Origin of the sequence: Thermoactinomyces sp. CICC 23799 (genome assembly GCF_016055145.1) — a bacterium.
GTDB lineage: Bacteria > Bacillota > Bacilli > Thermoactinomycetales > Thermoactinomycetaceae > Thermoactinomyces > Thermoactinomyces intermedius.
In genome coordinates this window covers 159,961-179,162 of record NZ_JAECVV010000006.1, presented here as the reverse complement: position 1 = coordinate 179,162, position 19,202 = coordinate 159,961, and the positions used below count along the sequence as shown (strand labels likewise).

The following is a 19,202-nucleotide window of genomic DNA, read 5'->3' as shown; positions in this document are numbered from 1 at the left end:
TGGAGGGCAAGGCTCTTTCCGGGCAAAAAAGTTTTTTCTATGACCGGGTTCCGTTTACCCTGACTTCGTTCCAAATTGATCAGGTCTATGAAGGGAACGCTCCGCAAAAAGTCATATCCATTTTGGAAACCGGTGGTGTACAGAAAAATATGAATTTTACCGTGGAAGGAAATGAAGTCATGGATGCGGATGACTCGTATGTTTTGTTATTGAAAAAATACGAAGGTCCGGTGACAAATGATCCCAGTTACGTGATCGTGGGCGCTTATCAAGGGAAATTTGCTTTGGATGGAAACCGGGTTTCTGCTGCTGAGCAAGTGGATGCGGCCCTTCAACAAATTCAGACGAAAGATCAACTTTTAAAACAACTGGATCGATCCTGAAGAGAAAAAAGCGGCTACGATGTGTAGCCGCTGTTGATTGAATCACCCCTGCATCTTGCAACATCCATTCGATAAAAGTTCCATATCCCGAAGTTGGATCATTGACAAACACGTGAGTTACTGCCCCAATTAATTTTCCGTTTTGAATGATCGGGCTTCCACTCATTCCCTGGACAATGCCGCCGGTTTTTTTCAATAACCGGGGATCCGTCACTTTGATGATCAATCCTTTGGTCGCCGGAAATTTTTGTTTGATGGCATGCACGATTTCAATGTTGTATTCCTCCACTTTTTGCCCCTCAACCACCGTCAGGATTTTGGCAGGGCCCTCTTTCACTTCATCAGCGAGAGCAACCGGAATCGGTTTTTGGTATTTTCCGTTAGCCGGGGCCTCATTCATCTGCCCGAAAATCCCGAACGGTGTATTCTGGCGGATGTTCCCCAACACTTGATTTTCCCTGAAGAAAATGGCTCTTTTTTCACCCGGTTCACCAGATTCCCCTTTTTGAATCGAGGTCACATTGGATTGGACAATCTTTCCTTCCCCCACACGAATCGGCAGTCCGGTATCCACGTCTGTCACGACATGTCCCAATGCCCCGTACACATGTTTTTCAGGATCATAAAAGGTCAGCGTTCCCATCCCGGCCGCGGAGTCGCGGATATAAATCCCCAAGCGGTAACGGTTTTCCCTGGCATCTTTTTGTGCCTGAATGGTGGTGTTTTTTTGTTTTCCTTCCCGTATCAGTGTGACCCGGATCGGTTTATCCTCCGATTTTTCGACTTCTTTGGCCACATCCTGCACCCGGTTGACCGGCTTTCCGTTCATGGCCACAATATAATCGCCGATCCGGATGTCAGCTTTTTCAGCCGGTGAATCCACCTTTTCATCGCTGGTCTGGATACGATGGTGGCCGACGACAATCACTCCTTTGGAATAAACCTTCACTCCAATGGATTGTCCGCCGGGGATCACCTTTAACCGGGGATAAACATTCACTTGGACTTTTTTAATCGGGAATGCACCAAATAAGTTCAGGGTCAGCCAAGTCTTTCCGGCTGCGTTGGTAAATAAAGTGACAGGCTTTTTGAGATCCACCGGAACCTCAGCTTGACGGAATCCGTTCACATGGAGAATACGGGGATCGGATACACTGGCAGTAGCGGTGGCAGGCATGGATAAAGGAAGCTGTTTTGATTCACCCTGAAAAAGGCGGATCTCATGTGGAAATTGGATCCATTGCTGAAAGACACTTGTAGTACTTCCCAACATCAGGAGAAGCACCAGGAGAAATCCCAACCATTTTCGTTTCCCTTTGCTTTGCAATCTTACCACTCTCCTGAGCTTCCCGCCTTCCCTTTCGCCAATTTTGAAAGGTGCAGCTTACTAATCTTAAGGTAACCGCTTCGCCGGCCTTTTATGTCCTTCAAAACATTCCTGCTCATGAACATGTTCCCTGAAAAACCAAATGCACTGTAAAAACAAAAAAGCCTTTAACACCTGGGTTAAAGGCACTCACCTCACATATTGTTTCTTTTGTTCTTCAGCCAGCCGGATCATTTCCCGGGCGTGACTCCGGGTCGTACTGGTCACTTCCACGCCGCCCAGCATGCGCGCCAATTCAATCGTGCGACCTTCCATGTCCAGCTTCTTCACTTTTGTCCTTGTTTTGGATTGCAACACTTCTTTTGCAATGTACATATGGCAATCCGCCATACAAGCCACTTGGGGCAAATGCGTCACGCACAGGACTTGATGCCTGTTCGACAAAAACGCAATTTTTTCCGCAATGGCCTGCGCTGCGCGGCCGCTCACTCCCGTGTCAATTTCGTCAAAGACCAATGTATCATTCCGGTTCACTTCGGTAAAAATACACTTGAGCGCCAGCATCAGCCGGGACAATTCTCCCCCGGAAGCGATTTTGGCAAGCGGCTTTAACGGTTCGCCAGGGTTGGGGGCAATCTGAAACTCAATTTGATCCTGCCCGTGAGCATAAAAAACGTCATGTCGGTAAGGCTCCGGGAAAAAGGCGACATGAAAAACGGTCGACCCCATGTTTAAATCCTTCAATTCCTGCTCCACTCTGGTTTCCAATGCGGATGCGGCTTTTTTCCGTTTCGATGTCAGTTTTTGCGCCAATTCTTTCAATTGCTCTGTATATTGGCGGCATTTTGCGCTGAGTTCCGCTTCAATTTCCTCATGATTTTCCAGTTCATGCAGTTCCTGATCCACTTGTTCTTTATAAGCCAAAATCTCCTCAATGCTGTCCCCGTATTTGCGTTTTAATTGGTGAATCAAATGGATTCTTTCTTCCACTTCGTACAAGCGTTTGGGATCGAACTCAAAATTGTCCTGATAGCGGGCAATTTCATGAGCCGCTTCTTCCAGTTGATAACAGGCCGACCGGGCCAGTTCCGCCACATTTTCCAAAGACTCGTCCACTTCCGCAATCTGGCTTAAATGGGATATCGCCTCCTGCACGAGGCTGATGCCTCCCTGTTCCCCGTTTAAGTATTCATATGCCTTCGCACTGTGGACCATCAGTTTCTCGGCGGAAGCCAACCGTTTATGTTCCGATTCCAAAGCTTCTTCTTCCCCGGGGGTCAACTGTGCCGCTTCAATTTCATCGGCTTGGAAACGGAGCAAATCCAAACGCCGGTCCAAATCCCTCTGATTTTTTCGCAATTGTTCCAATTGGCGCTTGACTTTATCGTAAGAAACATAGATCTCTTCATACTGCCGGCGCAATGAAAGAATTTCCTCGCCGCCGAAATGGTCCAGCCACTCCAAATGTTCCTCCGTTTTCAGCAACGATTGGTGCTCGTGCTGTCCGGAGATGTCAATCAAGCGGGGGCCGACTTGTTTGAGCAAAGACAGCGTGACCACTCTTCCATTGATCCGGCAGGTGCTTTTCCCTTGTGCGGTGATCTCCCTGCGGATGATGATTTGATCCAACTCTTCCTCATCAAATCCCCACTCCACCAGCGGAGCCCGTGCAGCGTGCTCCGGATCCAGTTCAAACACCGCTTCGATTTCGGCTTTTCCTTCTCCATGGCGGACAAAATCCGCGGATGCCCTGCCGCCGGCAACCAAGCCCAGCGCATCAATCAAAATGGATTTCCCGGCGCCCGTTTCGCCTGTTAACACATGAAACCCATGGTCAAACGCGATATGCACCTCTTCGATGATGGCAAAGTGGCGAATAACGAGTTCCTTCAGCATCCCGACCGCCTCCTTACAGCAAATCCAGGAAGCGCTGCATTAATTGAGGTGCTTGGGCTTTGGTCCGGGAAATGATCAATATGGTGTCATCCCCTGCAATCGTTCCCATCATTTCTTCCCAATCCAAATGATCCAACAAAGCAGCCACGGCTTGGGCATTACCGGGCAAGGTTTTGAGCAAAACCAGGTTTTCGCTGTAATCGATGCTCACAAAAGATTCCTGAAGGGTCCGCTTTAATTTTCTTAACGGATCAAAACGTTTTTCCCCGGTGGGAAGCGAATATTTGTATGCCCCACTGGCTGTCGGAACTTTCACCAGATGCAATTCTTTAATGTCCCTGGAGACGGTTGCCTGTGTCACATTGAAACCCGCTTTTTTCAATTCTGCGACCAAATCGTCTTGCGTTTCAATCTCCTTACTTGAAATGATTTCACGGATTTTAATATGGCGCTGTGCCTTCATGTTCTCCACCTACCCTGCTAACATCCACACTCTCGCCTTGCAGTTTTTGGCGTACCACCTCAAAAAATGAACGGTCCTGCCATTTGATCAGCAAAGCGGAGTGCTTATAACGCTTAACCCGGACAATATCTCCTTCCTTCAAACAATAGCCGATCTGCCCGTCGATGGTGATTCCCATCTCCCGGTGAACGGCCGAAACATGGATATCGATGACCGATTCAGACGGAAGCACCATGGGTCTGGAAGTCAATGTGTGCGAACAAATCGGCGTCAAAAGCAATGCCCGGATTCCCGGATAAACAATCGGCCCTCCGCAGGACAAGGAATATGCGGTCGAACCGGTCGGCGTGGAAATAATGACCCCATCGCCTGTATAGGTTCCGAGAAAATTCCCGTCCATATACGCCGTGCATGTGATCATCCGGCCGAAAGAGCCTTTGGCGATCCCCACATCATTGAGCGCAACCCCAGATTCAATCACACGGCCGTTGCGGATGACTTCCGCTTTCAGCATCAGGCGGCATTCGATCACATAATCCCCGGAAAGCACCCGTTCAATCGCTTCGGACAGACCGCCGGTTTCCGCTTCGGACAAAAAGCCCAGATTTCCCAAATTAAAACCGAGAATCGGGATTTGGTACCGGGCTAACTGTCTGGCCACCCCCAGCAAGGTTCCGTCGCCGCCCAGGACAAAGACAAGTTCGACACGGCTGGCGAATTCCTCCAAAGGAAGCCCCAATTCTGGATATCCCAAGTCAGCGGCAATATCCGGCTCGAAACAGACAGCAACCCCTCTGGTTTCCAATTCCCGTTTCATTTTCTCTGCAACCGCAAAAGCTTTCGGTTTGGATCGATTTACTTTAATCCCGATTGTTTTCAACCATTTCCACCCCAATAACCACGTTGCAATCATAATAATATAAACACAGCGGCGAACAAGATCAATAGCACCGGTGCCAAATAAAACAAAACATGTTTATTCTTTTGAAAGGAGACATCCGGTATGTCAAATTCGATCTCCTTGATCGTTCCCTGCTCGCGGTCCACATACAAAATGGCATCCGGACGGTACAACAAATAATACGGCAGGAAAAAGTCCCTCAATCCGGCTCCGGATTCCCGGACCGGTTTGCGCGATCTTGCGACAATCACAATATACCATGCATCCTCGCGGCGGGCGAAATAATCGATGAACAACCGGCTGGCATACTGGCGACCGCCGTAACCGATGTCAAACAGAATCCTTTCTTTCTCCCCCACCACTTCATAGCCGTGTTGCCGCAACAAGTCCGGAACTTCCCCCTCAATCTCTTCATCCGGTTCTTTCGTTGTCGGGTATAAATCCAATAACTTTTTCCAAATCAAATAAAAGATGACTCCGATTAGCAGAAAAAGTACAAGGGTATCGCCCGGTCGGGTCACCATTCCCCCCTCCTTTACCTACTAATTCGAAGTCATGCGGGTGAACCCTTTTTTCAATTCATCAAAACCGCTTGTGCGCTTCATCCACCACTTCTTTTATCTTTGCTGCCCAATCGGTGTTGCTTTCCCGGGTTTTCGGGAAAGTGAGGTATCCCAGAAATTCAATGTTTCCTTCCCCACCCTGAATCGGGGATGGCGTGATTCCTTCCACCTGGTAATTCAGGGATTCGGCCAGTTGCACGGTATTCATCAAAACTTTCCGGTGCACTTTGGGATCTTTGACAATTCCTTTTTTGCCGACTTCTTCTTTGCCCGCTTCAAATTGGGGCTTGATCAAAGCCACCACTTCCCCGCCGCGGCTGAGCAGATCCCTCAAATTGGGAAAGATATGCTTTAAGGAAATAAATGAAACATCTATCACGGCAAAGTCAGGGATATCCCCTGTCAAATGTTCCGGTTTGACATACCGGAAGTTCGTCCGCTCCATCACGATCACCCGCGGATCTTGCCGCAATTTCCAAGCGAGTTGCCCATAGCCGACATCAATGGCATACACCTGTTTTGCACCGTTTTGCAGCGCACAATCGGTAAATCCCCCGGTGGAAGCCCCGATATCCAAAAGGACGCGGTTTTTCAAATCGATGCCAAATGTTTTCACCGCTTCTTCCAGTTTCAATCCGCCACGGCTGACATAAGGGTGAAGTTGCCCTTTCACCTCGATGGACACATCCACCGGAACTTTGGTCCCTGCTTTTTCGATCCGTTCCTGATTTACGTAAACCAGTCCGGCCATGATGGATCGTTTGGCCTGCTCACGGCTTGCAAACAGGCCTTTTTGAACCAGTAAAGTATCAATGCGTTCCTTTTTTTCCACGTTCAACCCTCAAGCTTTTTGGATTTTTTGTGATAAAAATCTGTTAACAGTATCGGCAATGCCTTCCGGAGTTAATCCGACTTCTCTCCGTTGGTCATCGATGCTTCCGTGTTCCACATAGACATCCGGAACCCCCAAAATTTTCACCTTGGGCATGTCGATTTCTTTTTGCTGGTAATACTCCAGCACGGCGCTTCCGAAACCGCCAAGCACCGCGGCTTCTTCCACCGTGATCAACGGTATGTTTTCTTCAACCAGCTGATCCAGAAGCGCGGTATCCAGCGGCTTGGCAAACCGGGCGTTGATCACACGCGCATCAATACCCTTTTCTTTCAACCGTTCAGCCGCTTCCAAAGAGGTCTGAACCATCGGTCCCAGTGCCAGAATGGCCACATCCTTTCCGGGTCTCACCTCTTCCGCTTTCCCGATAGGCACCAACTTCAATTCATCATCCATCGGAACCCCGACCCCGGCGCTTTTGGAGTACCTGACGGCGACAGGCCCGTCGTTGTATTGGACGGCCGTATGGATCATGTGCTGCAATTCATTTTCATCTTTTGGCATCATGATCACCATGTTTGGCTGACTGCGCATATATCCGATGTCATAAATTCCCTGATGGGTTTCCCCGTCTTCACCGACAAATCCGGCCCGGTCCACTGCAAAAACCACATTCAGGTTCTGCCGGCATACGTCGTGAACCAGTTGATCATAGCCTCTTTGCAAAAAGGTGGAATAAATGGCGAGTACCGGTTTCATCCCTTGGGTTGCAAGGCCTGCAGCAAAAGTGACAGCATGTTGTTCCGCGATTCCCACATCAAAACAACGATGCGGAAACTTTTTCTGAAAATCATCCAATTTGGAACCGGTCAGCATCGCCGGGGTGATCGCGACAATGCGATCGTCTTTTTCAGCCAGCTTCACCAAGGTTTTTCCAAAAACCGAGGGGTAAGTCGGAGGACCTCCTGCTTTCTTTTGAAAAGCACCGGATTCAATTTTGTACGTTCCGACACCGTGATACACGACGGAATCATCTTCGGCGGGCTTATACCCGTATCCTTTTCTCGTGATGACATGGACCAAGACCGGCCCTTTGGTTTTGCCGGCCAAACGCAGGCTTTCCATCAATTCATCCAATTGATGGCCGTCAACCGGCCCGATGTAAGTAAAGCCCAAGTGTTCAAAAAAGACTCCGGATACCACCAAATATTTCAGACTGTCTTTTATTCTTTCCAATGTTTTGGCGAAAGGCACGCCGACCGTCGGAATCTTCTTCAAAAGATGCTGGATTTCGTCTTTCATCTTGTTATAGCTTTTGTTTGTGCGAAGACGGGCCAAATGATTGTGAATGGCACCGACATTCGGGCTGATGGACATTTCATTGTCATTTAAAATGACAATCATATCGCTTTGGGATTCCCCGATATGGTTGAGTGCTTCCAAAGCCATGCCGCCGGTCAGGGCTCCATCCCCGATCACCGGGATGACTTTGTAGTCTTCCCCTTTCAAATCCCGGGCCGCAACCATTCCCATCGCCCCGGACAAGGACGTGCTGCTGTGTCCGGTTTCCCAGCAGTCATGCTCCGATTCTCTCATTTTCGGAAAACCGCACAACCCTTTGTACTGTCGCAAAGTGGAAAACATTTCGCGGCGGCCCGTCAAAATTTTATGCACATAAGCCTGATGGCCGACATCCCACAAAATTTTGTCCCGGGGACTGTCAAACAGATAATGAAGGGCAATCGTCAGTTCCACCACGCCCAGATTGGAGGCCAAATGTCCTCCGGTCTTCGACAAACTTTCAATGAGAAACCGGCGGATTTCATCCGCCAATTTCGGAAGTTCTTCCACAGGTAATTTTTTTAATTCATCTGGCGAATTAATCTGCTCGAGGTGCACGAAAAACGCCTCGCTTTCGCTTTCTTTTCATTTTGGTTTACAAGACTTACTTGAAAAATAATATGATGAGCAAAGGAAATTGACAAGCGGCTTTGGTCCGAAAAATCACTGCAAAGAAAGAGCGTTGTTGGAAGCGATTACGACACCACAAGGTCAAGTCCGCTTTCAAAGCGGCCTTTCCCCGCATTCGCGGGTTTCCCGCCGCCTTCGTTGCCATCATGAATATGATCCGATACAGATGAGTCCTTCTCCATCCCGTCTCTTTATAAATGCAGTGACGTGCTCCTGAACACCCGTCATCTTTCCTTTGCCCGAATCCATTCAGAAAAATGCCGGCCGCAAGGACCGGTGCCGTTCATCGTTTCTCCAACGATGGATATGTATTTTTCCCGGTTCACGCAAGTGGTGCCCCTTGGGACGAGTACCGCATCAAGCAGGCTTTTCCGGCAACATACAGCCTGCTTGTCATCTGACGGTTCCCGATGTGCCTCCTTTTTCAAGAGACCCACTCACTGAAAACATATTTTATTATAGCACAAGGCTCTCTCTTTATCATACATTGGCGTCAATGATCACGGGACAATAAATAATCGGCGATTTCCAACAACCGGGACGGTTCAATCCCGGGATGGGACATCAACGTGTTTTTGGCATCCTCCGTGAGCAATTTCAGCCTTCTTTTGGATTCTTCAAGACCGAGCAATGACGGATACGTTGCTTTGTTGGATTTGATGTCGCTTCCGGCCGGTTTCCCGATCACTTCGGTGGTGCCGGTCACATCCAAAATATCGTCCTGGATTTGATACGCAAGACCGATTTGATAAGCAAAACGCGTCAAAGCATCCAGCACGGAGGGTTCAGCCTGGCAAAAATGCGCCCCCATGCGCACCGAAAAGGCGATCAAATCCCCGGTTTTTCTTTTGTGGATGCTTTCCAGTTCTTCCAAGCTGATCTTCCGGTTTTCACTCAACAGGTCATCCGACTGGCCTCCGACCATTCCGCGCGCCCCTGCACTTCGGGCTCCTTCTTCAATCATCGTCAGAGCCACTTCGGCAGGCAATCCTTCTTTTTTGGCCGCGGCGGCCATTAAACCGAATGCTTCTGTCAGCAGGGCATCCCCGGCCAAAATGGCCTGAGCCTCCCCAAACACTTTGTGGTTGGTCAGCTTCCCCCGCCTGTAATCGTCGTCGTCCATGCTCGGCAAGTCATCATGAATCAGGGAATACGTATGAATCATTTCAATGGCACAGGCAAAAGGCAGGGCTTTTTCGGGATCTTTTCCAAGCGACTCCACGGTGGCCAGCGTCAACACCGGACGCAACCGTTTCCCCCCGGCCAACAGCGAATACCGCATGGATTGCCGCAACACATCGGGCAGGCTGTCCATCTGATCCAAATATTGTTCCAAAGCCCGGTGAACCCGATCCGCTTGTTCCTTGATATATGATGTAATGGATTGCACTTACTCCAAATCCTCCTCTATTTCAAAAGGTTTTTTCAGCCACTCTCCATTCTCCTTGACCAGCATCTCGACCTGATGTTCCGCCCATTCCAGCTTCTTTCCGCAAACATGGGCCAACTTCATTCCTTCATCAAACAACTGAATCGCCTGCTCCAGAGGAGTGTCGCCTTTTTCCAGCTGCTGCACCACTTGTTCCAGCCGTTTCAACGCATCTTCAAACGGCAGGGACTCGAATGCGGACAGATCTTTTGATTCAGTCATTTTTTTCCTCCTCCGCTCTGTACACTTGACATCTCAACCGCCCGTCGGGGAGACGGACTTGAATCAAATCCCCGGGCTCCGCTTGCCGGACGGATTTAATCAGTTCATTCTTATGAAGGCGGTAAACGAGAGAATATCCGCGTTGCATGACCTTTAACGGACTCAATGCATCCAATTGGGCCAGTTGGTGATGGTAGCGTTGTATTTCGGTTTTCAGCCGCTGATGCATCAGGGTCCGGCTGTCTTTGATCAATAACGCCAACTGCTCACTCAGTTTAGACAATTTTTGCGACGGATGGCAAGCCTTTAATTGAAACTTCATTTCGGAAAAATCACGTTTTTTGGTTTCAAGCGATGCTTGCATGGCATGCTCCAGCCGCGTCTGTAAATGATCAAGCCGTTGGGTGTATTGTAAGAGGCGTGCTTTCGGATCCAGAAAGACAGCCCGGTTGACTTGGTTTTTCACCCGTTCTTTCATCCGGTCCAGGACCGACTGCTGAGACTGAATCAAACGCCGGGTTAACTGAGCGGTTTGATTTTTCAGCTCCAGCAGCTCGGGAACCACAAACTCCGCTGCTGCCGTCGGGGTGGGAGCCCGTAAATCGGCCACCAAATCGCTGATGGTTACATCGGTTTCGTGCCCGACGGCCGATACCACCGGCAATTTGGAACGATAAATGCTCCGGGCAACCACTTCTTCATTGAATGCCCACAATTCCTCCAACGAGCCGCCGCCTCTTCCGACAATCAACACATCCACTTCATCCATTTCGTTCATGTGATCAATGGCTCTGGCGATTTCGTGTGCCGCTTCATCCCCTTGAACCGAAACCGGATATAAGAGAATGGATGCAATCGGATAGCGCCGGCGAATCGTTACAATAATATCACGAACAGCGGCTCCGCTGGCAGAGGTAATTACCCCCACTTTTCCCGGAAATTTCGGCAGAGGCTTTTTTTCTTTGTCAAACAACCCTTCCGCCGAAAGTTTTTCTTTCAGCCGCTCAAAAGCAATGTACAAATCCCCGGTTCCGCTGAGCCGCATATCTTGCACATAAATCTGCAGATGACCGTTTTTCATGTATAAAGAAACATACCCGCGGACCAACACCCGGTCCCCGTTTTTGGGCACAAAACGCAACCGGCGGTTGTTTCCCGCAAACATGACCGCATCGATGGCGGCTTGATCATCCTTGATGGTGAAATACATATGGCGGCTTTTCCGGTTTTGGGAGAAATTTGTAATTTCTCCTTCCAGCCAGATCTTTTTTAAATTTTCATCCAGATTCAGCGACGTATAAAGGTATTCCACCAGGTCAGTGACTGACCAGACATCGCGTTCCGGTTCACGGAACATAACTTCCCCTCACTTTGCCTTTTTAAATCACTCATCTTTTCCATTATAAAAGAAAGAGGCTCTCCTCCAACAGAGGAAGCCTCTTCTTTTTCATTTATTTTGCACGTTGCCACAGCTTTTTCGCCGCCGTGACGGTGTTTTTCATCAGCATTGCCACCGTCATCGGGCCGACGCCGCCCGGCACCGGGGTAATCGCCGAGCAAACCGGCGCCACTTCTTCAAAATTCACGTCTCCCACCAATTTGCCGGCTTCATTCCGGTTCATTCCCACATCAATCACCACGGCCCCGGGTTTGACAAACTCTTTGGTGATCATTTCGCCTCTTCCCACAGCGGCCACGAGAATATCCGCCTGGCGGGTGTGATGAGCCAGATCCGCTGTTTTCGAATGGCACAATGTCACGGTGGCATTGGCTTGTTGCAACAACATGGCCATCGGCTTGCCGACAATATTGCTTCTTCCCACGACCACCGCATGTTTTCCTTCGAGAGAAATCCCCGTCCGTTTAAACAATTGCATGATTCCGTAAGGCGTGCACGGCAACAAACCGTTTTGTCCGATCATCATTTTTCCCATATTGACGGGGGAAAAGCCGTCCACATCTTTGGACGGGGAAATGGTTGCAATCACTTTATCCGGGTCGATGTGAGCAGGCAGGGGCAGTTGCACCAAAATCCCGTGGATGGCCGGGTCCTCATTCAATTCTTTCACCTGATTCAACAACTCTTCTTCTTGAACGGTTTCCTCCATCCGGATTAACCGGGAGTGGATGCCGATTTCTTCCGATGCCCGGATTTTACTCCGCACATACGTTTCGGACGCAGGGTTGTTTCCAACCAGAATGACGGCCAACCCCGGCTTCAATCCCTCTTCGGCTAATTGGCTGACTTCTTCTTTCAGTTCCGCACGGATTTCTTTGGCGATTTGTTTTCCATCAATCAATTGATAAGACAACGCGCTCACTTCCTTAACATTAAAGGTTAATTATTAATTAATGTTCAGTTTATATGTTAAATGTTTTGATGTAAAGACTTTATGCAAACACTTAAAATACAAGCGTTTTCATATACAAAAAAGAGGGGAGATCTCCGTCCCCTCTCCTCTTTTTTAAAAATTATTGTTCGGTTATTTGCCCGGCTTCTTCTTTTGCCACTCTTCCCAAAACCCCGTTGATAAACCGGCCGGATTCTTCGCCGGAAAAAGACTTGGCCAGTTCGACCGCTTCATTGATCACCACAGCCTTGGGCACATCTTTTTCATATAACAATTCAAATATGGCCAAGCGTAAGATCATTTTATCCACAGTGGGAATCCGTTCCAATGACCAGCCTTTTTTCAACAAGGGGCGAAACACTTCATCCAGACGGAAAGCGTTTTGCAAGATCCCTTCTGTTAAATGCAAAAAATACGAACGCTCTTCCCCGGCGAGTCCGGTGCTTCGCACAGACACAATTTCCTCTTGTTCCTCCGGGCGAAATTCACACTCATACAATGTTTGAATCACTTTTTCCCTGATCTCTCTTCTGCTCATCAACAATCCCCCAAAAAGAAGCCCGAGCCATGCAGCCCGGTCTTCGATCTTCCCTCTTTATTTTAACCAAAAAACAGCACAAGCCATTCTTATTTCACACGTGGCGGGTTTGGCTCATTCTCGTCCCCGGAATCGTTTGCCGGCATTTTGATGCCGCTGATTTTGACGGAAACTTGATCCACTTGAAGCCCGGTCATGTTTTCGATGGCTTGTTTTACTTCTTCCTGCACTTTGCGGCCAAGTTCAGGAATATTGAAACCATATTGTACCACAATGGACAAGTCAACGGCCAGTTGTTCTCCCAAATCCACATGAATTCCTTTTTTCAAATTTTTGCGGCCCAACAACTGATTGATATTGGCGGCGGTTCCCCCGCTCAACCCGATGACGCCGTCGACGGAAGACGCTGCAATCCCTGAGATGATTTGGATCACTTCCGGCGCAATCTCAATCTTGCCAATCGCATTTTGATCGTACTCATAAATTTCATTCATTGATCCATACTCTCCTTATTTAATGGATTCTTCTCCAGGAAAAGAATATCAAAATCCCCTTCGGCAAATTTCGGATGTTGCATCAGTTTCAGGTGGAACGGAATGGTTGTGTGAATTCCGTCGATCGCAAATTCATTTAATGCCCGTTTCATCCGCTCAATCGCCTCATTGCGATCTTTTCCCCATACAATCAACTTTGCCACCATGGAATCATAGAACGGCTGAATTTTGAAGCCTTGATAACAAGCGCTGTCCACCCGCACTCCGTTTCCTCCCGGCGGCAGGTAGAATTGGATGGTTCCGGGGGAAGGCATGAAATCTTTTTCCGGACGCTCGGCATTGATCCGGCATTCAATCGACCAACCGTTGATCCGGACTTCTTCCTGACGGAGCGAAAGTTTCTCGCCGGCGGCAATCCGGATTTGCTCTTTCACCAAATCCACGCCCGTTATCAACTCGGTCACCGGATGCTCTACCTGGATGCGTGTATTCATTTCCATGAAATAAAAGTTTCCTTCTTTATCCAGGAGAAACTCCACGGTGCCGGCTCCCGAATATTGGACGGACCGGGCTGCTTTCACCGCCGCTTCCCCCATCTTTTCCCGCAATTCCGGAGACAATGCGGGAGACGGGGCTTCTTCCACCAGTTTTTGATACCGTCGTTGGATCGAACAATCCCTTTCTCCGAGATGTATCACATTGCCGTGCTGGTCCGCCAACACCTGGATCTCAATGTGACGGGGTTCCACCAGGTATTTTTCCAAATAAACCCCCGGATTGCCGAAATTGGCTTCGGCTTCTTTCTGCGCAAGCGCAATCGCCCGTTTCAGCTCTTCTTCGTGATGGACCACGCGCATTCCTTTTCCGCCTCCGCCGGCGGTCGCTTTCACAATCACCGGAAAACCGATTTCTTTGGCTGTTTGCACGGCCTCATCCACATCCTCAATCACGCCCTCGGTTCCCGGCACGACCGGCACCCCGGCCTCTTTCATGGTATCACGGGCCGTCGTCTTATCCCCCATTTTTTGAATCGCTTCCGGCGAAGGGCCCACAAACGTAATATTGCAAGCAGCGCATAACTCGGCAAAATCGGCATTCTCAGACAAAAAACCGTATCCCGGGTGAATGGCATCCACTCCGACCAGTGTTGCCGTGCTCATCAGGTTGGTCATATTCAAATAGCTGTCTTTGCTTGGAGCCGGACCGATGCAATAAGCTTCGTCCGCCAGCGTCACATGCAATGCTTCCCGGTCTGCCTCGGAATAAACGGCCACCGTGGAAATTCCGAGCTCCTTGCAGGCACGAATAATTCGCACAGCAATTTCACCGCGGTTAGCGATTAAGAGCTTTTTAAACATCGTCATCCTCCTTCCGCGGCCGTTATGTGGTTTTCACCAAGAACAAGGGTTGGCCGTATTCCACCAGTTGTCCGTTTTCCACCAATACTTTCACAATGGTACCGTTTACTTCCGCTTCAATTTCATTCATCAATTTCATCGCTTCCACGATGCAAACCACTGTATCTTTTTGAATGGTGTCTCCTTCTTTTACATAAGGATCGGCATCCGGAGCCGGAGCGCGGTAAAAGGTGCCAACCATGGGCGAAACAATTTTATGTAAAGTCGGATCATCTTCCTCCGCCGCTTGCGGTGCCGGTTCCTGAGCCTCCTGTTCCTTTGGCGCCGCGACGGGTTCCGGAACCACTGCTTTGGGGGTCGGGACAGCTTGTACAGGTGACGCTTGAGCAGCCGGTTCGGATGTCGTGAGCGTTGCAGAAGCTCCGCTGTTTGTGCCGGACTTTTTCATATAAATTTTGTTTCCTTCAAACTCGAGTTCAAACTCATCGATTTGAGATTCATCAATTAATCGGATCAGTTCGCGAATCTCATACGGTTTAAAATTCATCTTTAATTTCCTCCCTTAATTTCTGCCCAAAGCAAAATCCATAATAACGCTAATAGCATAACGCATTTTCAGTGGTTTGACCACCTCTTTACATAGTAAAACAACCGACCCGGTTTTACCAAATGTCCGTATGTAAAAAAATAAACCAGTTTCCTTGTTGAAACCGGTTTTTTGATCATTTCTTTTTTTCAGCGGTATGCGACGGTCACATGATGCGGATCGACTTGCAGATGCTGGCGGACCAGACTGATTAATTTCACCACTTGTTTTTTGTCCAGCTTTTCGCTTTGGACAATCACATCGACGTGCGGAAGATTGGTAATGACCACGGCATCCTGATAACCTTCTTTCCGGATCAGTTCTTCCAACACGGTCTCCTGATTGTCAATTTTCATCAATTGCTGGATTTTCTGATTGGCCTCTTCCACTTCCTTCTCGGGTGCTTCCGGATTGGTCAGCACTTGCATGTATTCTTCGACAATTTTTTGGCGCAACGTGCTCCGTTGCAACTGATAACCGACAAAAAAATCATTGGACTGGTTCTCCAGAACTTCCGCCGATTTTTGGCCGGAAGAAGACGGTTCATCGACCCGCTTGATATCCACTTTGATATCCCCTTGTTTTTCCTTGGCGGTTTGTGCCACCTGATCAGCCGGTTCAACCGGACCCGTCACGATATAATAGGCAGACAAAACGACCATGACGGACAACATCGTCACCAGCCATACCGTTTGTTTGTTCACCGACATTCAGAATTCCTCCTTTTTTATCCTTTCGGTAATACAGAAATTCGATGCACCGGAACATCCAACGTCCGTTGGACCGCTTCAATCACAATCGCTTTCACCTTCAGGTTTTCCACTCCGCGCGCAACGACCAACACCCCCCGCACTTGCGGTTTTAACTTCTTGATGACCACGGGCTTCTCCCCGTTTTCACCGCGGTAGTAAGCGGTTTTTTGATCTTCGGTGTCTTGGGTGACGGAACGTTTCCCGCCGTTTTTATCCGTTTCCGTCGTCACTTGGCGCGATTCCCTTTTATCCACTTGCAAAACCTCTTCCACCGTCGAATTCAAGTTGACTATGACGGAAACATCTTCCACCCCCACGATTTTGCTCAACACTTCCTCCAGTTCTTTTTCGTACCTCTGCTCGTATTCCATCATGCTGAGGGCATCATCTGAGGAAGAGGTCACGGCCGCCGGTTTGGCATCGGCTTCCGCTTGGGGAGAATCCTTTTTATCCGGCGGCAACGAAGCTTCTCTCACTTGGATGAAGGATGAAAGAATCATGATCGCCACCCCCGAAGCCCCCAAAATCAAAATCCATCCCAAGCGCTTCGACTTCTCCCCGTCCCCTGCCGTGTTTTGGAAAAGCTTTTTGAACATGTTTGCTTTTCACCTCCGTCTTTGATGGTTATGTAAAGCCGGTGGCCATGACCGTAACAGGCAAACATCTACTCCCCCTGCACTTCCACATGAATGTTTTCCCTGGGTACATTCCAATGGTTTTCAAGGTAATGTATCACATCCCATTGCAGTTTTTTCCGGTTTGCTTCCTGATCTTTCTCTTGCGTACCATCGCCGGATTTTCCCACATTGATTTCAACGGGTTCAACGGACCGGTCCGATTGCGTCGCCGGGGAAGCCAGGGGCCGCATGACCACCACGATGCCTTCAATCGCCTGCTCGTTTCCGTCCATTTTTAATTTCACTTCCGCTTTTTCCACTTTGGCTTGGAAGCGCTGTTGCAATTCGTCTTTCAGCTGTTCCCCGGCCCTTGATTCGGCTTCTTGCCGGATCCATTGTTGTTGTTCCTGCTTGAGGGCCTCCCCTTGTTTTTTTATTTCTTCCATCGAAACTTCCTTGGACAGTGCCGGGCTTGAACCGAGAAAGGCAAAGGATCTTAAATCATGGTCTTCCGAGAGCAATTGGAAAACGGGTGACAACATCGCCAAAATGATGAGCAGTCCCATCACCAATTTCACATATCTGTCCAGACGGTTATTCGGCAATAACAAATCAATAAAGGTGGCGATCAAAACCAGGAGGACAATTTGCTTTAACCAATCACTCATCCAGGAGACCATCTGTTTCACCTACCTGATCATGGCGGAAATGTTTCCGGCCGCTACCAAAATGGTTACGGAGAGAAAAAACATGAGCCCGACGGTTGCCAAAGCCGCAAAGACGTAGATCAGTGTTTTGCCGATCGTGTTTAAACTTTCAATGATGGGACTGCTTCCCAAAGGTTGCATGATGGCAGCCGAAAAATTATAGATAAAGGCAAGCGATAATATCTTCAACGCCGGGAAAGCGCAAATAAACAGGAGGATCAGCACTCCGGAAAGCCCCACGGTGTTTTTCACCAGCAAAGAAGCACTCATGACGGTGTCTGCCGCTTCGGAAATGGTTCTTCCCACCACCGGCACAAAATTCCCCGTGATGTATTTGGCGGTTCGAAGCGTAATCCCGTCGGTCACCGCACTGGTGGCTCCCTGAATGGAAATCACCCCCAAAAAGACGGCCAACAGCCCTCCCAATAAAGTGATACCGGTTTTGCGCAACAATCCCGCCAAGTGATTGACTTTGTACTTCTCCGTGATGCTGCTGACGATGCTGAGCACCGCCGAAAAAAACAACAGCGGAAAAACCACGGTATAGATCAACGTTCCGATGATGTGGATCATAAAAACAATCAAGGGATGAAAAAGGGATACGGACACCACGTTGCCCATCGTCACCATCAGCGTCATCATCAACGGAACCAGCGACAGCATGAAATCGGTCATTCGCCCGATCGCCAGCTTGGCCGAATCGACGGCGACATAAAAACTGTTCACCGCCAAAATGATCACCACCATAAACACGATGGCATAGGCCACTTTACTGACCTGATTTTGTTCAAACGCCGTCTGGAGCGTTTGCAAAATCATGCTGAAAACCGTAAGGATGATGATGCTGCCCAACAATTTCCCGTTGTACAGGACTTCATCGAAAAAATACCTGACGAAACCGCTTAAAACGTTCTTGAGGCTGAGACCGTTTTCCCCCGAGAGAATCAAATCAAAAATATCCTTTGAACTCTGCCCGTCCAAATATTTTTCATAATCTTGCGCAATTTGTTTCCAAAAATCCTCGACTTGTTCGGTTTGCAACTGATCGAGGCGGGAACGGATCATCTCATGGACCATCCGGGAATCCCCCTCGCTTTCAGCCACAGCCAAGAGAGGAAAGCCTGTGATCAAAATCAAAATCCATCCAAGCAAAATCTTTTTCTTCATTCCCCTTCATCCTTACGCGGGCAGAATTTGGATAATGGTCTCAATCATCACGGTAATGATCGGGATGGCCATGACCATGATCAAAACTTTTCCTGCCAGTTCAATCTTGGAAGCAATGGAATCTTGTCCGGCATCCCTTGTCACTTGCGCCCCAAACTCGGCAATGTAAGCAATTCCGATGATTTTCAAGATGGTTTCCAAAAACAGGTCATTCACCTTGGCCAGATGCGCCAGATCCTTCAGGATCCCGATCACTTCCCCGATTTTGGTTGCCAGGAAGATAAAAATAACCACACCGACAAACAGTGCCAATGAAAATGCAAAAACGGGGCTTTGTTCTTTTACGGCCAGGACAAGAAATGTGGTGATAAGGCCAAGGCCCGCCACCTGGATGATTTCCAAGCGGATCGCCTCCCATCAAGTACGAAACAAAAAGACGTTTTTAATGGTTTGAAACAAATCCTGAAGCAACATTGCAACCATAAACAAAACGACGACAAAACCAAACAGGGTGACCCAATGAGCGAAATCTTCCTTGCCCATTTGTTTTAACACCGTGTGAATCATGGCCACGATGATTCCGATTCCCGCAATCTGGAATACTGAATCCAAATGGTATGGCATAAAGCCAGCACCACCCCTTCA

At 48.8% G+C, this 19,202-nt stretch carries 21 protein-coding genes; all 21 read right to left on the bottom strand.

Features of this window, described 5'->3' with window-relative positions; genetic code table 11:
• Positions 1–177: 177 nt before the first annotated feature.
• The 21 genes from spoIVB to spoIIIAC all read right to left on the bottom strand — a co-directional run bounded on the left by spoIVB (position 178) and on the right by spoIIIAC (position 19,181).
• Positions 178–1,719, bottom strand: coding sequence for a SpoIVB peptidase (spoIVB, locus tag I8U21_RS09860; RefSeq protein ID WP_370527062.1), 1,542 nt, complete (start codon positions 1,717–1,719; stop codon positions 178–180).
• Positions 1,720–1,899: 180 nt separating this feature from the next.
• Positions 1,900–3,606, bottom strand: a complete 1,707-nt coding sequence (recN, locus tag I8U21_RS09855) for a DNA repair protein RecN (RefSeq protein WP_198053813.1) — start codon at positions 3,604–3,606, stop codon at positions 1,900–1,902.
• Between the two features lie 13 nt (positions 3,607–3,619).
• Complete coding sequence (gene ahrC, locus I8U21_RS09850) at positions 3,620–4,069, bottom strand: transcriptional regulator AhrC/ArgR (protein WP_181731682.1); 450 nt, start codon at positions 4,067–4,069, stop codon at positions 3,620–3,622.
• The gene (locus I8U21_RS09845; RefSeq protein ID WP_181731683.1) at positions 4,047–4,949 is read right to left on the bottom strand and encodes an NAD(+)/NADH kinase; all 903 of its coding nucleotides are present in this window, start codon (positions 4,947–4,949) and stop codon (positions 4,047–4,049) included. Before I8U21_RS09845 ends, ahrC begins: the two co-directional genes overlap by 23 nt.
• 29 nt (positions 4,950–4,978) lie before the next feature.
• Entirely contained in the window at positions 4,979–5,494 is a 516-nt protein-coding gene (locus I8U21_RS09840; protein WP_181731684.1) for a hypothetical protein, read from the bottom strand.
• A 58-nt stretch (positions 5,495–5,552) separates the two neighbouring features.
• Positions 5,553–6,365 carry a TlyA family RNA methyltransferase gene (locus I8U21_RS09835; RefSeq protein WP_181731685.1) on the bottom strand — a complete coding sequence of 271 codons (813 nt, stop codon included), beginning with the start codon at positions 6,363–6,365 and terminating at the stop codon, positions 5,553–5,555.
• A 9-nt stretch (positions 6,366–6,374) separates the two neighbouring features.
• A complete protein-coding gene (dxs, locus tag I8U21_RS09830) occupies positions 6,375–8,264 on the bottom strand; it encodes a 1-deoxy-D-xylulose-5-phosphate synthase (RefSeq protein ID WP_198053812.1) in 1,890 nt (629 codons plus the stop codon).
• Between the two features lie 565 nt (positions 8,265–8,829).
• Positions 8,830–9,726 carry a polyprenyl synthetase family protein gene (locus I8U21_RS09825; RefSeq protein ID WP_309544787.1) on the bottom strand — a complete coding sequence of 299 codons (897 nt, stop codon included), beginning with the start codon at positions 9,724–9,726 and terminating at the stop codon, positions 8,830–8,832.
• Entirely contained in the window at positions 9,727–9,987 is a 261-nt protein-coding gene (gene xseB, locus I8U21_RS09820; RefSeq protein WP_037993848.1) for an exodeoxyribonuclease VII small subunit, read from the bottom strand.
• Complete coding sequence (gene xseA / locus I8U21_RS09815; protein ID WP_181731687.1) at positions 9,980–11,344, bottom strand: exodeoxyribonuclease VII large subunit; 1,365 nt, start codon at positions 11,342–11,344, stop codon at positions 9,980–9,982. Before xseA ends, xseB begins: the two co-directional genes overlap by 8 nt.
• 94 nt (positions 11,345–11,438) lie before the next feature.
• Entirely contained in the window at positions 11,439–12,299 is an 861-nt protein-coding gene (gene folD / locus I8U21_RS09810; protein ID WP_181731688.1) for a bifunctional methylenetetrahydrofolate dehydrogenase/methenyltetrahydrofolate cyclohydrolase FolD, read from the bottom strand.
• Positions 12,300–12,459: 160 nt separating this feature from the next.
• The gene (gene nusB / locus I8U21_RS09805) at positions 12,460–12,876 is read right to left on the bottom strand and encodes a transcription antitermination factor NusB (protein ID WP_181731689.1); all 417 of its coding nucleotides are present in this window, start codon (positions 12,874–12,876) and stop codon (positions 12,460–12,462) included.
• Positions 12,877–12,965: 89 nt separating this feature from the next.
• Positions 12,966–13,370, bottom strand: coding sequence for an Asp23/Gls24 family envelope stress response protein (locus tag I8U21_RS09800; protein ID WP_181731690.1), 405 nt, complete (start codon positions 13,368–13,370; stop codon positions 12,966–12,968).
• Positions 13,367–14,728, bottom strand: a complete 1,362-nt coding sequence (gene accC / locus I8U21_RS09795; protein ID WP_181731691.1) for an acetyl-CoA carboxylase biotin carboxylase subunit — start codon at positions 14,726–14,728, stop codon at positions 13,367–13,369. Before accC ends, I8U21_RS09800 begins: the two co-directional genes overlap by 4 nt.
• A gap of 22 nt (positions 14,729–14,750) precedes the next feature.
• Positions 14,751–15,275 (bottom strand): acetyl-CoA carboxylase biotin carboxyl carrier protein, encoded by a 525-nt coding sequence (accB, locus tag I8U21_RS09790; RefSeq protein WP_049719943.1) that lies wholly within the window; start codon positions 15,273–15,275, stop codon positions 14,751–14,753.
• 188 nt (positions 15,276–15,463) lie between these two features.
• Positions 15,464–16,024 carry a SpoIIIAH-like family protein gene (locus I8U21_RS09785; protein WP_198053811.1) on the bottom strand — a complete coding sequence of 187 codons (561 nt, stop codon included), beginning with the start codon at positions 16,022–16,024 and terminating at the stop codon, positions 15,464–15,466.
• A gap of 17 nt (positions 16,025–16,041) precedes the next feature.
• Positions 16,042–16,662, bottom strand: a complete 621-nt coding sequence (spoIIIAG, locus tag I8U21_RS09780; protein ID WP_049719941.1) for a stage III sporulation protein AG — start codon at positions 16,660–16,662, stop codon at positions 16,042–16,044.
• A 68-nt stretch (positions 16,663–16,730) separates the two neighbouring features.
• Positions 16,731–17,351: a stage III sporulation protein AF gene (spoIIIAF, locus tag I8U21_RS09775; protein WP_181731692.1), complete on the bottom strand. Its 621-nt coding sequence runs from the start codon at positions 17,349–17,351 to the stop codon at positions 16,731–16,733.
• A gap of 21 nt (positions 17,352–17,372) precedes the next feature.
• Entirely contained in the window at positions 17,373–18,557 is a 1,185-nt protein-coding gene (gene spoIIIAE / locus I8U21_RS09770) for a stage III sporulation protein AE (RefSeq protein WP_198053810.1), read from the bottom strand.
• A gap of 12 nt (positions 18,558–18,569) precedes the next feature.
• Positions 18,570–18,959, bottom strand: a complete 390-nt coding sequence (gene spoIIIAD, locus I8U21_RS09765; RefSeq protein WP_049719938.1) for a stage III sporulation protein AD — start codon at positions 18,957–18,959, stop codon at positions 18,570–18,572.
• 15 nt (positions 18,960–18,974) lie between these two features.
• Positions 18,975–19,181 carry a stage III sporulation protein AC gene (gene spoIIIAC / locus I8U21_RS09760; protein ID WP_037993870.1) on the bottom strand — a complete coding sequence of 69 codons (207 nt, stop codon included), beginning with the start codon at positions 19,179–19,181 and terminating at the stop codon, positions 18,975–18,977.
• Positions 19,182–19,202 lie beyond the last annotated feature (21 nt).

Coding starts and splice junctions, on each gene's coding strand:
- accB (WP_049719943.1), bottom strand. CDS start 15,275: ATGAATTTTAAACCGTATGAGATTCGCGAACTGATCCGATTAATTGAT.
- spoIIIAE (WP_198053810.1), bottom strand. CDS start 18,557: ATGAAGAAAAAGATTTTGCTTGGATGGATTTTGATTTTGATCACAGGC.
- xseB (WP_037993848.1), bottom strand. CDS start 9,987: ATGACTGAATCAAAAGATCTGTCCGCATTCGAGTCCCTGCCGTTTGAA.
- spoIIIAF (WP_181731692.1), bottom strand. CDS start 17,351: ATGAGTGATTGGTTAAAGCAAATTGTCCTCCTGGTTTTGATCGCCACC.
- ahrC (WP_181731682.1), bottom strand. CDS start 4,069: ATGAAGGCACAGCGCCATATTAAAATCCGTGAAATCATTTCAAGTAAG.
- nusB (WP_181731689.1), bottom strand. CDS start 12,876: ATGAGCAGAAGAGAGATCAGGGAAAAAGTGATTCAAACATTGTATGAG.
- spoIIIAG (WP_049719941.1), bottom strand. CDS start 16,662: ATGTTCAAAAAGCTTTTCCAAAACACGGCAGGGGACGGGGAGAAGTCG.
- recN (WP_198053813.1), bottom strand. CDS start 3,606: ATGCTGAAGGAACTCGTTATTCGCCACTTTGCCATCATCGAAGAGGTG.
- spoIIIAC (WP_037993870.1), bottom strand. CDS start 19,181: ATGCCATACCATTTGGATTCAGTATTCCAGATTGCGGGAATCGGAATC.
- I8U21_RS09800 (WP_181731690.1), bottom strand. CDS start 13,370: ATGAATGAAATTTATGAGTACGATCAAAATGCGATTGGCAAGATTGAG.
- xseA (WP_181731687.1), bottom strand. CDS start 11,344: ATGTTCCGTGAACCGGAACGCGATGTCTGGTCAGTCACTGACCTGGTG.
- I8U21_RS09840 (WP_181731684.1), bottom strand. CDS start 5,494: ATGGTGACCCGACCGGGCGATACCCTTGTACTTTTTCTGCTAATCGGA.
- I8U21_RS09785 (WP_198053811.1), bottom strand. CDS start 16,024: ATGTCGGTGAACAAACAAACGGTATGGCTGGTGACGATGTTGTCCGTC.
- accC (WP_181731691.1), bottom strand. CDS start 14,728: ATGTTTAAAAAGCTCTTAATCGCTAACCGCGGTGAAATTGCTGTGCGA.